The organism is Proteus sp. fly-1008 (genome assembly GCF_040140305.1).
In the GTDB taxonomy this organism is placed as follows: Bacteria; Pseudomonadota; Gammaproteobacteria; order Enterobacterales; family Enterobacteriaceae; genus Proteus; species Proteus vulgaris_B.
Genome location: NZ_JBEEWH010000010.1, coordinates 1 through 19,368, shown reverse-complemented (window position 1 = coordinate 19,368; position 19,368 = coordinate 1). Strand labels below are relative to the sequence as shown.

The window sequence follows — 19,368 nt, the reverse complement described above, 5'->3', positions numbered from 1 at the left end:
CAATATTATGGCTCTGGATGATTACGTGTAGCCCCTAAAACTCGACCTTTTACACTCATGCGTGGCAATGCAAATTTCATGGCTGTGGGTGTTAAAGGAAGCGTTCTTTTACGTGCAATGATTAAATTTAAACAGCCACCGATGTGATAGCGGCTACCATCACGTTTTATTGGTCTTGAAAATGGCATAATCTGAAAATTCTGTTGTGTCATCACTTCATAATTTAACACACTAAGCCAATCTATTTGGCGACGAAGTGAAAACATACGACTAGAGTAAGGCTGTTTTTGTCGTAATATCGGCGTGCATTTCCCAAGCCCTAATAAACTAATAGGGTTAAAGCTCGTTAATACAATCCAGCCATCATCAATTAAAACGCGATCTGCTTCTCGTAATAGCCAATGGGGATCTGCACTATAATCCAGTACATGTGCCATAAGGCAAACATCAATCGATTTATTTTCAAAGGGTAAATAATCTAAAGAGGCAATAACATCTGCATTTATTTTATTAGATGTCACATTGACTTGATGTGACACGATACTTAATTTGGTATCCAGTTCAGCACTGAGTTGACCGAGTTTCAATAAATGAAAGCCATAAATTTTCGGCCACCAATTTTGTAAACGCAGTTCGATAGCTATGCGATAATATTCCCCCCAGGGAATATCACGCCAAGAATCTGGCATCATAATTGGTTTTGCTGAACGTGCTGCTTTCATCGTTTAACCCTTTATAATTTATAAGTAAGGTAACTTATATGGAGCTTATCAGAATTCCTGCTTTATCCGATAACTACATTTGGCTATTAAGTAATGAAAATAGTGAATGTGTGATTGTTGATCCTTCACAAGCCGAGCCTGTTATAGAAATGCTCTTACAGCGTTCGCTTACACCTATCGCGATTTTGCTCACCCATCATCATGATGATCATGTGGGTGGTGTTGCTGAACTTGTAAAAAAATATCCTAATATTAACGTTTTCGGCCCACAAGAAACACAAAGTAACGGTGCTGAAAACATTATTCATAACCAAGAGCATATTATTGTCAGCTCTTTTTCTTTTTACGTAATTGGCACCCCTGGTCATACTCTTGGCCATGTAGCTTATTATTGCGAACCTTATTTGTTTTGTGGCGATACGCTGTTCTCAGGAGGTTGTGGTCGTTTATTTGAAGGTACTGCACAACAAATGTTTAGTTCATTACAAAGATTAAGTGCATTACCTGATAACACATTAATTTGTTGTGCTCATGAATACACCTTATCAAATATGACCTTTGCACACCATATCATGCCAGAAAATGCGCTTATTACCGATTATTTAGCCCAAGTTAGTGAAATGCGTAAGAAATTACAACCTACAGTGCCAATAACACTGAAAAACGAAAAGAACATTAATCTTTTTTTGAAATCTGACGATATTGATTTACAAAGGATTTTAGGTATAACCACTAATACTTATGCTCCAATTAAGACATTTACAAAATTAAGGGAATTAAAAGACAACTTTTAATACCTATTAGTTGTTTTATTTTGGCACACTAAGTATTATTTGGTTCAAAAAACACACAGGATGAATTTTTCTATTATGAAGACAAAAGCGATTTTGTTCTCCATATTGCTATTGGCGGGTTGCCAGCAATCAGAGAGCATTAAACCTAATTTGTCTGCGACTACGCCAATATCAACGAAAGGGACTTCAACTTCTCATCAACCTCAATATGATGTAAAAACCAATTTATGGGGTTATGTGATAAGTGAATTGAAAATGGACCTCCCTGAGAATGAAAGGATCTCGCAGCAAGAATTGTATTTTTTAAATAATCCCAAACATATACAAAGCGTTGCTTCTCGCGCTGAACCTTATATGTATTCGATTATTGATGAAATCGAAAAACGTGAATTACCGATGGAGCTAGCTTTAGTTCCTGTGGTTGAAAGTGCATTTAATCCCCATGTTACCTCTTCTGCAAATGCAGCCGGTTTATGGCAATTTGTTCCAATAACCGGTAATTACTATGGCTTGGCACAAAACCAATGGTATGACGGTCGCCGTGATGTCATGGCATCAACCAAAGCTGCTCTTGATTTACTTGAACGCCTGTATGTAATGTTTGATAGTGATTGGGCACTTGCCCTTGCTGCTTATAACGCTGGTGAAGGCCGTGTTATGCAAGCAATAAAGGCAAATGAAAGTAAAAATCTACCAACAGACTATTGGTCACTCTCTTTACCTAAAGAAACAATGAATTATGTACCTAAAATTCTCGCTTTAAGTAAAGTTATCCGTGAAAACGAAGAAAACATTACTTTTCCTAAAAGTAATTATCGTGATAAAGCATTAGCTTCCATTGATGTCGGTGAACAAATCACGCTAAATAAAGTTGCTGAATTAAGTCAGCTACCTATTAATACTGTGAAAGATTATAACCCTGGCTATAAACGTGGAATAACCGCACCTAATGGCCCTCATGTCATTATGTTGCCTCGTAATAAGCTTGATCAATTCCGTAACGCTTTTGAAGATGAAGCGGTATTAGAGACTATTCGTTTAGCAGTTGCCAAAACAAATCAGTCAATTAAGCAAGAAGGTGTTTATAAAGTTCGCTCAGGAGATTCATTTTACGCTATTGCTCGTCGCTACAATATGAGCATAAAAGATTTACAACGTATTAATGGATTAAATGCAAAAAGCACCCTATTAGTAGGACAAACATTAAAAATTCATAATGCAGGCAGTATCAGTAATACTCCGGTAACAAAACCGACAAAACCGTCTCCGAGTTATTACAAAGTTCGGCAGGGAGATTCTTATTACAGCATCGCTCGTCGTCACGGTATTAACCTCAAATTATTAATGAGTTGGAACTCAGACATTAAAATGTTAAAGCCGGGTACACAACTTACACTTTACACAAAATAATTAATTTATTTTCTATTTTAAATAGCCATCAATGTTACGACATTTTTAGTCTTAATATTGATGGTTTTTTATAGTCCATAAAAGTCATATCACCTCTCATTTTTCTAGAGTAATCCCTATGTTAACGAGAATACCAATCCAAATGACAGATAAGAAAAAGGCAATAAAAAAGCGCCCGATATAACTATCAAGCACTCTATTTTTATCTCATCAAGGTTAATTTAGTGTATTGACTTACAACCAGAAGAACCAAGCAAACAGAGAAATAACTAAGATACACACTAAGTTCAGCACACCACCTACTCGCACCATCTCGGTCTGTTTAATATAGCCGGAGCCAAAGACAATCGCATTTGGTGGGGTTGCAACAGGTAACATGAACGCACAAGATGCACCGATACCGATAATCATCGTTAACGCCATTACTGGCATACCTAATGCTTGAGCTACGGTTGCAAAGATTGGCACTAATAACGCTGCACTCGCTGTATTACTGGTAAATTCAGTTAATACGATGATAAAGGTCGTTACTGCAAGGATGATGACAAACCAGTGGCTATTACCAAAGGTATCTTTCATAAAGTCGGCCATAACCAAGCTTGCACCAGATGATTGTAAAATTGCGCTCAGTGTTAAACCTCCACCAAACAGCATTAATACGCCCCATTCTGTGTTCTCTTGAATTTGGCTCCAACTTGCTACACCGGTTACACCAATAACAATTGCTGCACTAACTGCAATCACAGTATCTAAATCTTTTACACCACCAAAAGCACTGCTGATGAAAGAGCTGAAGATCCAGCATAATACCGTAATTAAGAAGATGATCATGGTAATAACACGTTTGTTATTCCACTCTAATACTTCTAATTTCAGATCAAACTTATGTTTTAAGTTAGGACGCAACATCAGATACATAACGATAAACATGATAGGTAATAATACCAACATGATTGGTACACCGTACTTCATCCACGTAATGAAATCTAAGTTTAATTGGGCTGCAGCAATCGCATTTGGTGGACTACCCACTAACGTACCTAAACCACCAATACTCGCACTATAAGCAACACCTAATAATACGAATACGAAAGTATTACGTTCTGAACGAATATCTAAGTTAGATAAAATACCTAATACTAAAGGCAACATCATCGCAGCTGTAGCGGTGTTACTGATCCACATAGAAAGCAATGCAGTGACACCAAATAACAGCAATACGGCGATTGAAAGTTTACCTTTTGCAATCATCAACAAACGGTTAGCAATTAAGCGGTCTAGCCCTTGAATGTGAAGTGCCGTCGCTAACGCAAAACCACCGAAGAATAAGAAAATGATGGGGTTCGCAAATGATTTTAATGACTCATTGGTATTCATTAGCCCAAGTACAACGGCTAAAATAGGTATAAATAATGCTGTTATCGTAACGTGAATAGCTTCTGTCAGCCATAACACACCCACAAACACCATTAATGCTAAACCTGCATTGGCCTTTGGATCATAAGGTAAAAATTCTAGCAAAAGTAATAATAAAACTACATCGATTGCCAGAATGATTAACCCTCGTTTGTTTATCGGGCTCGACTTCGCCGATGGGGCTAAATTGGACGCGTCCATGATAATACTCCACATTAGCTGATATGAACATTGGGTTCACTAAGCCATAATTGTTAACGAAATAGGTTATATGTGAAATATAAAAACATTTCTCGTCATTGAAAATGCGCAAAACTAATAATTGGGATCTCATCCACGAGAATTAACCAATTTATTAATAAAAGAGTAATAATTGAACACTATTTCCTCTTATACATCACACTTTTTCAAAGGTATTAAAAATAAATATTCTGTTTTCTCTGAAAAAAAATCAAAAAAAAGAGGAGAACTTAAGGTTCTCCTCTTTTAGATTAATAAGATTTTTTAATCAAAAAGCAAGATTATGCTTGGCCTTTAACTTCTTTCAAACCGTTGAAAGGCGCTTTGTTGCCTAATGCTTCTTCGATGCGGATCAGTTGGTTATATTTAGCAACACGGTCAGAACGGCTCATAGAACCCGTTTTGATTTGGCCTGCTGCTGTACCCACTGCTAAGTCAGCGATAGTTGCATCTTCAGTTTCACCAGAACGGTGAGAGATCACAGCTGTGTAGCCTGCATCTTTCGCCATTTTGATTGCAGCTAAAGTTTCTGTCAGTGAACCAATTTGGTTGAATTTGATCAGAATTGAGTTAGCGATGCCTTTGTCGATACCTTCTTTCAGGATCTTAGTGTTAGTTACAAACAGGTCGTCACCAACCAGTTGGATTTTGTCACCAAGAACTTTAGTTTGGTATGCAAAGCCATCCCAGTCAGATTCGTTTAAACCATCTTCGATAGAAACGATTGGGTATTGTTTAGTTAGTTCTTCTAAGTAATGAGTGAACTCTTGTGAAGTGAAGGTTTTGCCTTCGCCTTTCAGTTCGTAGTTACCGGTTTCATTGTTGTAGAACTCAGAAGCTGCACAGTCCATAGCCAGAGTAACATCTTTACCTAAAACATAACCTGCTTTCTCAACTGCTTCTTTGATAGCAGCTAATGCAGCAGCGTTAGATTCTAAGTTTGGTGCATAACCACCTTCGTCACCAACTGCAGTGTTCATACCTTTTGCTTTCAGCACTTTTGCTAAGTGATGGAAGATTTCTGAACCCATACGTACAGCTTCTTTCAGTGAAGGTGCGCCAACAGGTTGGATCATGAATTCTTGGATATCAACGTTGTTATCTGCGTGCTCACCACCATTGATGATGTTCATCATTGGCAGAGGCATAGAATATTGACCGTGAGTACCGTTCAGATCAGAAATGTGCTCGTACAAAGGCATACCTTTTGCAGCTGCAGCTGCTTTTGCGTTTGCTAAAGAAACCGCTAGGATTGCGTTTGCACCAAAGTTTGATTTGTTTTCAGTACCGTCTAAATCGATCATGATTTTATCGATGTTAGCTTGGTCTTTTGCATCTTGGCCAAGGATAGCTTTAGCGATCGGGCCATTAACAGCTGAAACCGCTTTCAGAACACCTTTACCTAAGAAACGTGATTTATCACCATCACGTAATTCTAATGCTTCACGAGAACCTGTTGATGCGCCTGATGGAGCAGCCGCCATACCAACAAAACCACCTTCTAAGTGAACTTCAGCTTCAACAGTTGGGTTGCCACGAGAATCAATAATTTCACGACCAAGTACTTTAACGATTTTGGACATTCGGTTTTCCTCTGTACAAGTTAAATTTCCGAGAAGAGATACCCTATCTCTTCTCATATATCCTATTTCAGCAAACCTTTTTGGTTATCAAAGGCTGCTTTCACAAAGCCTGCAAATAACGGATGGCCGTCACGCGGCGTTGAGGTAAACTCTGGGTGGAATTGACAAGCAACAAACCAAGGATGATTTGGATTTTCAATAATTTCCACCAGCTTGTTATCTACTGAACGACCTGCAATACGTAAACCCGCATCTTCGATACGTTTTAAAAGTAGATTATTTACTTCATAACGGTGACGATGGCGTTCTGTAATGGTGTTTTTTCCATACAGTGTACGTACTAAGCTATCACCACTTAAATGGCAAGGCTGAGCACCGAGGCGCATCGTGCCACCTAAATCACTATCATCTGAGCGTACTTCAATGTTGCCGTCTTCATCGCGCCATTCGGTAATTAATGCGATAACTGGATATTTACAATCTGGTGCAAATTCAGTGGAGTTCGCACCTTCCATACCAACAACATTACGTGCAAATTCAATCATAGCAACCTGCATACCTAAGCAAATGCCTAAGTAAGGGATTTTATTTTCACGCGCATACTGAGCAGCCATAATCTTGCCCTCAATACCACGTTCACCAAAACCACCCGGTACTAAAATTGCATCTAACCCTTTAAGCATTTCTACGCCACGGGTTTCAACGTCTTGTGAATCAATTAGTTTGATATTTACAGCAACACGGCTTTTAAAACCACCATGTTTTAATGCTTCAATCACTGATTTATAGGCATCTGGTAATTCAACATACTTACCAACCATACCGATGGTTACTTCGCCTTCAGGATTAGCTTCTTCATAAATAACTTGTTCCCACTCTGCAAGATTTGCAACTGGGCAATCTAAGCTGAATCGTTTACAGATATAATCATCTAATCCCTGAGATTTCAATAGTGCAGGGATTTTATAAATGGAATCGACGTCTTTTAATGAAATAACCGCTTTCTCTGGTACATTACAGAACAGTGCAATTTTTGCACGTTCATTAGCAGGAATAACGCGGTCTGAACGGCAAATCAACGCATCTGGTTGAATGCCGATTGACAGTAATTCTTTTACAGAGTGCTGTGTTGGCTTGGTTTTCACTTCACCTGAAGCGGCTAAATAAGGCACCAATGTTAAATGCAGGTAGAATGTGTGCTCACGGCCCACTTCTGCCGCCATTTGGCGAATCGCTTCTAAGAAAGGTAAAGATTCGATATCACCAACAGTCCCGCCGACTTCAACTAAAACGACATCATGGCCTTCGCCACCACGGATGATGCGTTCTTTGATTTCATTAGTGATATGAGGAATAACTTGAATTGTAGCCCCAAGATAGTCACCACGACGCTCTTTACGTAATACTTCAGAGTATACGCGACCTGTCGTAAAGTTATTACGACGAGTCATTTTAGTGCGAATGAAGCGCTCATAGTGCCCTAAGTCGAGATCAGTTTCAGCACCATCGTCAGTAACGAAGACTTCCCCGTGCTGAATTGGGCTCATAGTACCTGGATCGACGTTGATATACGGATCCAACTTCATCATGGTGACATTGAGTCCACGGGCTTCGAGTATAGCCGCCAGAGAGGCTGCGGCAATGCCTTTACCCAGAGAGGATACGACCCCGCCGGTCACAAAAATATAATTCGTTTTCATGCTGAACCTGAAAGTTTAGGTGTATTAGGATGATGGATATAACTGGACGGGAACACAGTATACCCGAACCTTATTTTCGCTACAAACATTCTTAGTAGTATAAAGTTCTTTTTCATCACGCCACTTATCCGTTTAAACACGAAAAAACAGTAAAAATTCAATAAACTAAACCCGTGAAAATATTTCTCAAGCATTTTAGCTTAATCCTTTCAGCTAAGATATCACTTTTACAGAAGAGATGCTTTATTTTTTTCACGATATTAAGTGTAGCAGGTTTCTAGTGCGATATTTTGCTTCTGATCATGCGTTTAATTTTTTTGAGGTCAATCACATTTTTAGTGCAAGAAAATGAAATGACGATATTTTAAGTCACCTAAAAACAAAAAAGCGAAATTAGTTTTTATAATTTCGCTTTTTTTCATTTTTTTATAAAATAAGATAAAAAACAATGGCTTTTGCTATTCTTTTTATCGCATTTAATGTCACACCAATAAACATTTGCGAGTCACAATTCACTCAATTAATTGTATTTTAGCTTTCTGCCAACAGATCTCCATCTCTTCCAATGAGGCATTTTCTATGCCTATGCCTTCTTCTGAAAGCATTTTTTCAACAAAGCGAAAACGTTGTTCAAATTTTTGACATGCTCGGTTTAAGGCTTGTTCTGGTTTTTGTTTTAAATGTCGAGATAAATTTACAACTGAAAATAGTAAATCCCCCAATTCATCTTCAATTTTAGATGCATCTTGAGGTGTTTTTTTCACTTCAGTCATCACTTCATCAATTTCCTCAAATACTTTACCTAAAACAGGTTCAAGTTCATTCCAATCAAATCCAACAGAAGCACATCGCTTTTGAATTTTTTCTGCTTTCATCAAAGCTGGTAATGTGACAGGAATATCATCTAATAATGAAAATTGTGCTTTTGCCTCACGCTCTTGTGCTTTAAGTTTTTCCCAGCGATGTTTTTCTGTTGATAAATTGTTTTCGCTTTCAGAGGCAAAAATATGAGGATGACGGCGTTCTAACTTATTACTAATGGCTTCACAAATATCATTAAAATCAAATAACTTTTGCTCTTGCGCCATTCGTGAATAAAACACAACTTGATAAAGCAAATCACCTAACTCTTCTTTTAAGTCAGTAAAATCTTTACGTGTAATGGCATCTAGCACTTCATACGTTTCTTCTAATGTATAAGGCGCGATAGTGTCAAACGTCTGCACTTTATCCCAATCACATCCCGTATCAGGATCACGTAGTTGCGCCATAATTTCTAATAAACGAAAAATTTCACAATTTTCTGACATCATATTGCCTTTTAAATAAGAGTTGACCTTATCCTGCTTAACACTTTTTCAGATAAAAAAATGCCGAAAACAGTTGTCTCGGCATTTTATCATTTCAAGCTCAAGATCTTAAAAATAACTTTTTTGAAAGAATAATGACATTTTAAATTGAACTATAAATTTGTTATTTACAAATATACTCCTCGCTATAAATCCACGTTTCAACACCATATAAATACGTCATTTTTATCAAAGGATTAATAAAATGAGTGAAAATATAATTCAATTTAGTTCATTAACTGTAACGCCACATAATGCTTATATTCCTGAGTATGCTTTTAATAATGGTTTTTCTTTTAATCAAGCTACAAATATTATTTGTAATAATTTTATACAGGATAAAAAACAAGAATGCCCTGTTTGCGGAAGAAAAAATTGCCCTGCGTTTAAAAATGAATGTAAATCTTACTTAAAACAGAAAACCGAATTAGCATTAAAAAAAGCATTAAGAATGCGACCTTATGGCCGTGCTTTAATGCATAGATCAAACGAGTTTAATGAAAGTTCTCCATTGCTATTATTAACTATGGAAGAAAATAATATTCCATTAAATAATGAAAATATAGGTCGTATATTTGAAGCAGACCTGAATCTAAGTAGAATGTTTTACCAAAAAATGAACTATATAAATGGTTTTCTTTTTGATATTCATTTTAGTCCTCATCCAGACCCTATGTTACAAAATATAGGTGAAAAATTTGGGGAATATTCCCGCTGGTTACCCTCAGTTAGATTAGCTTTACATGCCTTATATGCAGATAAAGGTGCAGACAATATAAATAATTTCCCTGAAATGCAAAAATATATCAGAGAACAAGACTTTAAATCAGCATGCCAAAATTTCCACAAGAATATGACGTTTACACATCGCAATTTCCAAATTGCTGATATTTTAGCGCAACAAGCAAATAAAAAAGAACAAACAAACGATGATTTTAAGCAGTTGCATGATTCAATAAAGTTTACTGCTGATTTTTATAAAGAAGTGTTTAATGCTTATGGTGATAAAGCAAGGAAATTAGCGGAGTCTTTAGCACAACAAGCCAGAGGAAAAACCATCCGTAACGTTGATGATGCACTAAAAGCTTACGAAAAATACAAAGCGGATATCAATAGAAGAATTAATGCCAAAGATCGTAAAGCTATTGCAACTGCATTGGAATCGATCAAACTCGATGATATAGCTCAAAAATTAAAAAAATTTAGTAAAGGTATGTTTTTTGTAAGTAAAGCTCTTGACGTTAAAGATCTATCGATAGAGTTAATAAAAGCAACAGAAACAGATAATTGGCGTCCATTTTTTGTTAAAGCAGAGACTATATTTGTAGGAATGGCGGCTACATCTGTAGCAGGATTTACATTTAGTGTACTTCTAGGTGGTCCCATAGGGATATTAGGATATGGATTGCTTATAGCAAGTATTGGAGCATTGATTGATAACGACTTAATTGAAAAAGCCAATAATTTGATTGGTATTTAATTAATACTTTAAAGGTTGTTTATTTAGAGGAACAACCTTCTCACTAACACAAATAATATAAAAATTATTGTAATTGGTATAGATAATAAAAACACCGTGAAACTATATAAAGCCAAACCACCAGCTTTACCAGCTGTATCTGAAAATAATCCTCGATTCCAAAATTCTCTGGTAGTAAATTGAAGAAAAAAACATTCGATCCCCCATTTAGCCAATGGATATAATCCAATACCAGCAATACTAATTAACAATATTAGACTTTCATACTTCAACTCATACTCTAAGCAAGAGTATAAAAACAGAGCGCCAATAAACCATCCCCAATACATATTCTTAATATAATATTGTTTAGTTATATTCATATTTGTCGACTAGATCCCTTTTATTTAAAACCATACTTATTCTAAATAAACCCTAGCAATTTAATCACCAACTAAATATACAGTTTTTCTGATTTTTAGATAAAAAAATGCCGAGAACAGTTGTCTCGGCATCTTATCATTTTAATGTTTTAGTGAGAAAAGCGTTTCGCTTCTATCACATCAGGTAGCTGATTAAGTTTTGCCAAAATACGACCCAATACTTGGAGATTATAAATCTCAATATTCATATCAATGGTCGCTATTTGTTGCTTCACATCACTACGGCTACTCACACCAAGTACGTTTACTTTTTCATTCGCTAAGATAGTTGTAATATCACGTAATAATCCACTACGATCATTAGCGACAACACGAACGACTAATGAATAACCGCTGGAATAATTCTCCCCCCATACCGCATCAACAATACGTTCTGGTGCATGAGAGAGTAACTCAGCAAGTTGTTCACAGTCAGCACGGTGAATCGAAATACCTCGGCCTTTAGTAATAAAACCAACAATATTGTCACCCGGAATAGGTTGGCAACAGCGAGCAATATGGTGCATTAAATTACCAACACCCTCAACGACAATACTACTCCCTGAGCCTGTGGTTCTTGGTGCTGGTGTTTTGCTCTCGAGTGTTCTCAGCGCTTCTTTATCTTCATCTTCCGCAGTGGCTTTATTTAATTTACTTTGAATAAAGTTCACTAACTGATTAATTCTGATATCACCGACACCAATACCAGCTAATACTTCATCAACACTATGCACGTTATAACGCGCAATCAGCAGTTTTTCTGCTTCTTTCATGTTGATATCCATATGTGCCAATTCGTTATCTAAAATCTGGCGCCCCGCAAGAATATTTTTATCACGATCTTGCTTACGGAACCAATTGTGAATTTTCGCACGTCCACGACTTGTAGTGACATAACCTAAGTTAGGATTTAACCAATCGCGACTTGGGTTAGGATGTTTTTGTGTGATGATTTCAATTTGGTCCCCCATCTGTAATTGATAGCTAAATGGCACAATACGTCCGCCGATTTTCGCTCCAATACAGCGGTGCCCTACATCACTGTGAATATGATAAGCAAAATCAAGTGGCGTAGAACCAGCAGGTAAATCAACCACATCACCTTTTGGTGTAAAGACATACACTCGATCATCAAAAACTTGGCTACGAACTTCATCGAGCATTTCGCCAGAATCCGCCATCTCTTCTTGCCACGCAATCAGTTTACGTAACCATGCAATACGGTTTTCATAACTACCTGTACCGCCTTTCGTCGCAGCACCTGTTGCACCTTCTTTATATTTCCAGTGCGCAGCAACACCCAATTCTGCATCTTCATGCATTTGACGAGTACGTATTTGGATTTCAACTGTTTTACCTTCAGGTCCTAACACAACAGTATGGATTGATTGGTAACCATTAGGTTTTGGGTTTGCAACATAATCATCAAATTCATCAGGTAAATGACGAAAATGCGTATGCACAATTCCCAATGCGGCATAACAGTCTTGAAGACGTTCAACGACGATACGAACAGCCCTCACATCGAATAACTCATCAAATGCGAGGTTCTTTTTCTTCATTTTACGCCAAATACTGTAGATATGTTTGGGACGCCCATAGATGTCTACATCGACATTCTCTTCTTTCATAAAACCACGTACGGTACTGACAAAATTATCAATATACTGTTCGCGATCGATACGACGCTCATGAAGCAAGCTTGCTATTTTTTTATATTCATCAGGATGAAGATAACGGAAACAAAAATCTTCTAATTCCCATTTTAATTGACCAATACCCAATCGGTTGGCTAATGGCGCATAAATATTAAAACATTCTTTGGCAGCCAGTACGCGCTCATCTTCTGTGGCATCTTTCACTTCACGTAAATGGGCAATACGCTCTGAAAGTTTGATGACTACACAACGGAAATCTTCCACCATGGATAACAACATACGACGTACATTATCCACCTGAACTGAACTTGTTTCATTGGTATGTGTCGCTTTTAATTGGCGTATGGCATCCATTTCCATAACACCGCGCACTAAGCTCCAAATGGCATCACCAAAATGTTCAGTAACGATTTCCTGATCAATAAGATTTTCTTCAGCAAGCGGGAAAAGGAGCGCCGCCCTCATGCTGTCTTTATCCATGCTTAGTGTCGAAAGAAGCTCAACCATTTCAACACCACGCCACAATAACAGTTCGGCATTTTCACGCCCTTGAACAGTACGATGGCAGTATTCCCAGGTTTGCATTATTTCACTACCTGCATTGACATGGGTTAAGTTCAAACTGTTGACCCATTTATCAACAGCAAACTCTCCTGCAGGTGTTAAGTGAGCACTTCTTACTGCAACCATATTCTCTCCCTACACGGTATAAATCTTATTTGCGACTTATTTACTGGCTAACTGTTTATTTTCGACTAAACAGTGCCATTGATTCCAGATGACCCGTTTGTGGAAACATATCCAACATTTTTAAACTGGTTAACTGATATCCAGAATCTAATAATATCTTACTATCTCTGGCTAACGTGGTCGGATTACAGGAAACATACACGATTTTTTCTGCGGATAACTTCACAATATGTGACATTACCTCCAAAGCCCCTGCTCTTGCAGGATCTAACAATACTTTGTTAAACCCTTCTTTCGACCACGGCATCGCAGAAAAATCAGCCGATAAATCTGCATGCCAAAAATGCGCATTACCTAATTGGTTTAGTTTTGCATTCTGTTTCGCCATTTCAACCAGTGAGGGCACACCTTCTATACCCACCACATCACGGGCTCGTTTCGCGATAGGTAAGGTAAAATTTCCCATACCACAAAACAGATCTAATACGCGATCTTCTGGCGATAAATCAAGCCATTCAATGGCTTGAGCAACCATCTTAGGATTTATTTCATCATTCACTTGAATAAAATCAGTGGGTGCAAAGCGTAAATTAAGACCTTCAATTTGATAGAAGGGTTCCTTCTCAATTGAAGTTAATCGTGCTATCTCGCTATTATCACCTGCAAGATATATCGTAACTTGATGAGTTTGAGAGAAATCTCGCAAACTTTGTTTATCGTGCTCAGGCAATGGTGATAAATGACGTAAAATCACCAATGGCCCATTATCGGCAAGCACCATTTCAACATGCCCTAAATCACGCACTGACGTTAATTTTTTAAGACATGTCCAAAGAGGCGTTAATAAATCATTTAGCTGTGGTTTTAACACTGGACATGTTTTTATCATGACCAAGTCATTAGAGCGCTCTTGACGAAAGCCCATTACCAAACCTTTTTCAGGTTGATAGCGTAATCCCAATCTTGCTCTACGACGATAACCATATTCAGCGCCTGCAATCACAGGCTCGGCAGAAATCACCACACCGGTTTCGCGTTTAATAAGATGTGATAACACACTCGCCTTTGTTGTTCGTTGCAATGTAATTGGTACATGTTGCTGCTGACAACCGCCACAACGCTCATAATATTCACAATGAGGAGCTATACGCTGTTCACTGGTTGTTAAACGCTTAATAACTTCGCCTTTAGCAAATTGGCGCTTTTCTTCTGTTAAACGAATTCGAGCAGTTTCTTGTGGGAGTAATCCTTTTACAAAAATTGTTTTGCCCTCAGCATGAGCAATACCTTGACCATTTGCATCCAATGCACTGGCGGTCACTTCCAACGTTGCTACCTGTTTTTTCACAGGACGTTTTTTAGGGGAATAAAACTGCACCATAGTATTAAATTAAGTTTCAATGATGGATTAACAGTGAAATGACATCGTTTTAGAATACGCTGTATGTTTTTCAGCGTTACATGAATGACTATGCATTTCAGAAGAAAACATGGGAGGAGTATAACATCGAACAAGTTATTTACTTAACTGATATAAGCAATATTTTTATTAAAAATTGAGAAAACTTTTAATGATAACAACCTAAGACACTAGTCTTATGTATTTTATATTGTTCTATAACTAACAAATATTATATATAACTTTTATATTGAATATATTTACAATTAACAACATCTATTTTCTGTTGTTTTAATAAATCTTCCTTATCACTAAGAAAAGCCTAAAAATTATCATCAATCAATTAGATAGCATTTCTCTTAATGATTACAAATCAATCACAAACCATTAATTTTCTATATTCTTCATAAGCATAATGATCGGTCATTCCACTGATATAATCTTGAATTAATCTTGTGCGATAATAAAATTCTAAAATTTTTCCTCTTTCAGTATTTATATCATCTAGCTTTTCTAACATTTCGTTATAAGCCAGTTTATGTTTAACAGAAAGCTTATGATATAAACGAGTCTCAATAACATATTTAGGGTGTTCGTTATATTTATGCAACCTTACAAAATCTTCAGCTGATAATAAAAGCAAGGGCTTATAGATATCGAGTAATCCACTGATCACGCGATATCCTTTCATTTCAAGCTCTTCAACTTCAGGATGACTAAACACCCATTTTTTAGCGACACTTTTTAAGGTTGTTAATAAACGATGCTCTGCACTATTACCTTCCAATAGGGCATGGTTAAAACTTCCTTCATAAACTTGAGAAAGATTTTTTATAAATCGATGTGCCGTATAAGGGACTAACTTCCCTGTAATATAAACTCTCAAATACATAAAAAATTGATCTTGCATACTACGTTTGGCTTCATTTTGATCAACTTTTTTATAAGCCCGATTAACTGTTATATCGAATAAATCACCTTCAGTCACATCGCCATTTTCACGCCAAGCATCCCGTAAAAGGTGAACAAGACGGTTGATATCAAAAATCCCCTTTTCTACCGCATCATCTAAATCCGCAATGCAATACGAGATGTCGTCAGCAGCTTCCATAATATATGTGAGAGGAAAGCGACAAAATTCACCCATATCTAATTTTTCTTGTACTTCTTTTACGAAAGCTAATTCAGACCAGTAATACCCCGGTTTTTTCATTAAATAGCTATATTCTTTGGGGATTTCTCCTTGCCAATAAGCAGGACGAGTATATTTTAATACACAGCCAATTTGAGCATAGGTTAAATTCAATTTAAGAAGATGATGTGCCATTCGAATAGCTTGAGCATTGCCTTCAAATTGGCATAAATCTTGGCGTAAAGTTTGTCGTAATTCATTTAATTGCACTTTAGCTGAATACTGCATTGGGATAAACGGACAACTATCGAATTCGGCTGTTGCCTCTGGTGGTAATACTTTTTCAAACCAATGCTTAATTGCGGCTTCACCAAAATGTCCAAAGGGGGGATTACCAATATCGTGCATTAAGCACGCCATCTCAATTAAACTTTCAAGACTATCAATGCGATCAATTAAGCCATAAGCTTCAAGCTTATTTTGCTTTTTTAATTCACCGATGATTTGTTTAGCGATATAACGACCAATTTGCTGAACTTCAAGAGAGTGAGTAAGACGGCTACGGACTGCGGAATTTTGCTCTAAAGGGAAGACTTGCGTTTTTTGTTGTAAACGGCGAATAGCTGCTGAGTTAATAATACGTCCGCGATCACTTTCAAATTGACGAGAAACCTGTATTTCATCGTTAATATCGATATCACTGCTGTTATATTTGCGTTGATAATTTAACTTCAGCTTAAAATCGATCATTTCTGTCCTCTTTCTGGTTTCGATGAAACGAATTCTCTATTCTTTGTGTTATATCGTGTTTTTCCGATAGATGTTAAACTCTATTTAAATTTCTATTTATTATTAACCTACAAGTGAGTATGACACAATGAGAGTTGGCGTAATAGGTGCAATGGAGCAAGAAGTCACACTTCTGCGTGAGAAAATTGAAGATTGCCAAATCTTATCGCGTGGCGGTTGTGAAATTTATACAGGCACAATCAACGGTGTTGATGTTGCATTATTAAAGTCAGGTATTGGTAAAGTTGCAGCAGCAATTGGCACAACATTATTACTTGAGCATTTTCGTCCTGATGTCGTTATCAATACTGGCTCTGCGGGCGGCTTAGATTCAAGATTAAATGTCGGTGATATCGTTATTTCAACAGAAGTTCGTTATCACGATGCTGATGTGACTGCGTTTGGTTATGAACCTGGCCAGATGGCACAATGTCCTCCTGCTTTTATTGCAGATCCTAAACTTGTTAGCATCGCAGAAGAGTGTATTGAATCGCTAAAATTAAATGCTGTTCGTGGTTTAATTTGTAGCGGTGATGCCTTTATTAATGGTGCAGAGCCTTTAGCACGCATTCGTCGTACATTCCCAGATGTTGCTGCCGTAGAAATGGAATCAACCGCGATTGGCCATGTTTGCCATCAATTCGACACGCCATTTGTTGTGGTTCGTGCTATTTCTGATGTAGCCGATAAAGAATCGCATTTAAGTTTTGATGAGTTTTTATCTGTTGCCGCAGAACAATCGAGCTTAATGGTGACAGCGATGTTGGATAAATTAAAAGACTAATTAAGTCGAGATAATCCTAATATCGCTTTATCAATACCCCACCTTTATTTTTTGCTTATTCTAAGATAAAAAATAGGGGGGTATTTTTACTATTGGAAAAGTAATGCGTTTATTTATCAATCTTGGATTATTGCTCTGTTCATTATTTTGGCTAAATTTTTCTATTGCTACTACGCCTGCTGATCGTGTTATTACGCTATCGCCGTCAGCCACCGAAATGGCTTATGACGCAGGAATGGGAGATAATATTGTCGGAGTTAGTGCTTACTCTGATTATCCAAAGGCTGCTAAAAATATTGAACAAGTCGCTAATTGGCAGGGTATTAATATCGAGCGCATTCTATTATTAAAACCCGATTTAGTGATTGCATGGCAAGGCGGTAATCCACAGCGTCCATTAGATCAGTTAAAAGCTTTGGGGATTCCTATTATTTATTCTGATCCACAAAGTATTGAAGAAATTGCAGACGATCTTGTTACCCTTTCCAATTATAGCCATCATCCTGATATTGCAATAAAAAATGCCCAACAATTGCGTCAGCAATATCAAGTATTGCAGCAACAATATGCATCAAATATATCAAATCAACCCAAGAAAAAAGTGTTTATTCAATTTGGGATGCAACCGTTATTTACTACATCAAACAGTACATTACAAAGCCATATTACCGAACTTTGTGGCGGTGAAAATATCTTCGCTAATAGCCCTGTGGCATGGCCTCAAGTAAGTCGTGAGCAAGTACTTACAAAGCAACCTGATTTAATTATATTCAGTGGTAAAGCAGAGCAAATACCTACCGTACAAACATTTTGGCAACCCCAGCTTACTGTTCCCGTTATTGCTATTGATGAAGACAGTTTTAGTCGCCCTTCACCGCGCATTATTAATGCAGCACAGCAAATTTGTGAGGCGATAGCAACGAACAATTAGCAAAATTATTAATTACTCAATAGCCACTAATACACAGCCATTTAAACAACCGCATTGTACTTTATGTCCTTCTAATGCGACGGGGATATTGTTTATTTTCATCATCGCATCGCCTTCAATAATTTTGCCTGTTTGCTGACAAGCGGGACAATAAACTTCATCACCAAGGCAAGCTATTTCATGGAGTTGTTTCGCTAATAAAGAACCGCTTAATACGGTTCCTTTTGTATTGGTCGTATCATTTTTTAAAATGATCTTTCGTCCTTGAATTGTGCTACGCATTTTAATCTATATTTTAAAATAGAAATAATTACTTAATTAATGAGAGTAATTTTTGGTAATTAGGATTAGATTCATTAGTTATTTCTTGTGTACCATCAGAGTAGTAAAATGTTCGTTGGATACCTTTTGTTTTACGTTCTGCAGGATATTCAGAGTAAACGACCGCATCAGTATGTATAATTGGTCTCCAAGTAATTTCTTTAGCATCACGTGATTTATAATAAATAAATAGCTTTTCACCATATAATAACAAATACTTATCATAATTTGTTCTATATAATTGATTAACCCAAGGGAAATATTGCGAATAAATTTCAAAATCTCCTTTTTTATTTATTTCTTTTCCTCCTATTCTTTGGGGTTGATTATTATCAAAAATAATTATAATACCTGAACCTGATATGTAATTAATATTGTTAGCAAAGGTTCCATTATTTTTTAAATTTAAAACTAATGTAGCATTACTTAATTGCCAATCACATTTCCCACCTCCTCTATAAGGGATTTCTGCACTATATAATGAACTATTACCTTCTTTTTCTAACAAAACCATTTCACTATTAAAACCAGAAACAGTATATTTAGGCACTTCATTATTATTATATATT

At 36.9% G+C, this 19,368-nt stretch carries 16 protein-coding genes; 5 read left to right on the top strand and 11 right to left on the bottom strand.

Features of this window, described 5'->3' with window-relative positions; all coding sequences use genetic code 11:
* Positions 1-5 precede the first annotated feature (5 nt).
* Positions 6-722 (bottom strand): methyltransferase domain-containing protein, encoded by a 717-nt coding sequence (locus ABN256_RS15060; protein WP_072070728.1) that lies wholly within the window; start codon positions 720-722, stop codon positions 6-8.
* A 38-nt stretch (positions 723-760) separates the two neighbouring features.
* Between ABN256_RS15060 and gloB the strand changes: the two genes are divergently transcribed.
* Both gloB and mltD read left to right on the top strand, forming a co-directional pair.
* Positions 761-1,516, top strand: a complete 756-nt coding sequence (gene gloB, locus ABN256_RS15055) for a hydroxyacylglutathione hydrolase (protein ID WP_196553611.1) — start codon at positions 761-763, stop codon at positions 1,514-1,516.
* 75 nt (positions 1,517-1,591) lie between these two features.
* On the top strand, positions 1,592-2,926 hold the full coding sequence (mltD, locus tag ABN256_RS15050) for a murein transglycosylase D (protein ID WP_196553610.1): 1,335 nt from the start codon (positions 1,592-1,594) through the stop codon (positions 2,924-2,926).
* A 234-nt stretch (positions 2,927-3,160) separates the two neighbouring features.
* Here the strand turns inward: mltD and ABN256_RS15045 are convergent, their stop codons facing one another.
* From ABN256_RS15045 to mazG, 4 genes are all read right to left on the bottom strand, one after another.
* The gene (locus ABN256_RS15045) at positions 3,161-4,543 is read right to left on the bottom strand and encodes an SLC13 family permease (protein WP_072070731.1); all 1,383 of its coding nucleotides are present in this window, start codon (positions 4,541-4,543) and stop codon (positions 3,161-3,163) included.
* Positions 4,544-4,863: 320 nt separating this feature from the next.
* Positions 4,864-6,165 carry a phosphopyruvate hydratase gene (gene eno, locus ABN256_RS15040; protein WP_072070732.1) on the bottom strand — a complete coding sequence of 434 codons (1,302 nt, stop codon included), beginning with the start codon at positions 6,163-6,165 and terminating at the stop codon, positions 4,864-4,866.
* 62 nt (positions 6,166-6,227) lie between these two features.
* On the bottom strand, positions 6,228-7,865 hold the full coding sequence (gene pyrG / locus ABN256_RS15035; protein WP_196553609.1) for a glutamine hydrolyzing CTP synthase: 1,638 nt from the start codon (positions 7,863-7,865) through the stop codon (positions 6,228-6,230).
* Positions 7,866-8,377: 512 nt separating this feature from the next.
* Complete coding sequence (mazG, locus tag ABN256_RS15030; RefSeq protein ID WP_349439669.1) at positions 8,378-9,175, bottom strand: nucleoside triphosphate pyrophosphohydrolase; 798 nt, start codon at positions 9,173-9,175, stop codon at positions 8,378-8,380.
* Between the two features lie 244 nt (positions 9,176-9,419).
* Between mazG and ABN256_RS15025 the strand changes: the two genes are divergently transcribed.
* Positions 9,420-10,694 (top strand): colicin-like pore-forming protein, encoded by a 1,275-nt coding sequence (locus tag ABN256_RS15025; protein ID WP_349439668.1) that lies wholly within the window; start codon positions 9,420-9,422, stop codon positions 10,692-10,694.
* 23 nt (positions 10,695-10,717) lie between these two features.
* Here the strand turns inward: ABN256_RS15025 and ABN256_RS15020 are convergent, their stop codons facing one another.
* The 4 genes from ABN256_RS15020 to dgt form a co-directional block, all read right to left on the bottom strand.
* A complete protein-coding gene (locus ABN256_RS15020) occupies positions 10,718-11,023 on the bottom strand; it encodes a colicin E1 family microcin immunity protein (protein WP_231619368.1) in 306 nt (101 codons plus the stop codon).
* Between the two features lie 182 nt (positions 11,024-11,205).
* Positions 11,206-13,443, bottom strand: a complete 2,238-nt coding sequence (gene relA, locus ABN256_RS15015) for a GTP diphosphokinase (protein WP_349439667.1) — start codon at positions 13,441-13,443, stop codon at positions 11,206-11,208.
* A 55-nt stretch (positions 13,444-13,498) separates the two neighbouring features.
* Positions 13,499-14,824, bottom strand: coding sequence for a 23S rRNA (uracil(1939)-C(5))-methyltransferase RlmD (gene rlmD / locus ABN256_RS15010; RefSeq protein WP_349439665.1), 1,326 nt, complete (start codon positions 14,822-14,824; stop codon positions 13,499-13,501).
* 391 nt (positions 14,825-15,215) lie between these two features.
* Positions 15,216-16,724, bottom strand: coding sequence for a dGTPase (dgt, locus tag ABN256_RS15005; RefSeq protein ID WP_196553605.1), 1,509 nt, complete (start codon positions 16,722-16,724; stop codon positions 15,216-15,218).
* A gap of 127 nt (positions 16,725-16,851) precedes the next feature.
* Here dgt and mtnN point away from each other — a divergent pair, with 127 nt between their 5' ends.
* Positions 16,852-17,547, top strand: a complete 696-nt coding sequence (gene mtnN / locus ABN256_RS15000; RefSeq protein ID WP_072070738.1) for a 5'-methylthioadenosine/S-adenosylhomocysteine nucleosidase — start codon at positions 16,852-16,854, stop codon at positions 17,545-17,547.
* Positions 17,548-17,650: 103 nt separating this feature from the next.
* Positions 17,651-18,478, top strand: a complete 828-nt coding sequence (gene btuF, locus ABN256_RS14995; protein ID WP_197269497.1) for a vitamin B12 ABC transporter substrate-binding protein BtuF — start codon at positions 17,651-17,653, stop codon at positions 18,476-18,478.
* A 12-nt stretch (positions 18,479-18,490) separates the two neighbouring features.
* Here btuF and ABN256_RS14990 read toward each other — a convergent pair whose 3' ends face one another.
* Entirely contained in the window at positions 18,491-18,760 is a 270-nt protein-coding gene (locus ABN256_RS14990) for a PAAR domain-containing protein (protein ID WP_197269498.1), read from the bottom strand.
* A gap of 28 nt (positions 18,761-18,788) precedes the next feature.
* Positions 18,789-19,368 (bottom strand): hypothetical protein (locus tag ABN256_RS14985; protein ID WP_349439664.1); only part of this gene is annotated, 580 nt, incomplete at its 5' end.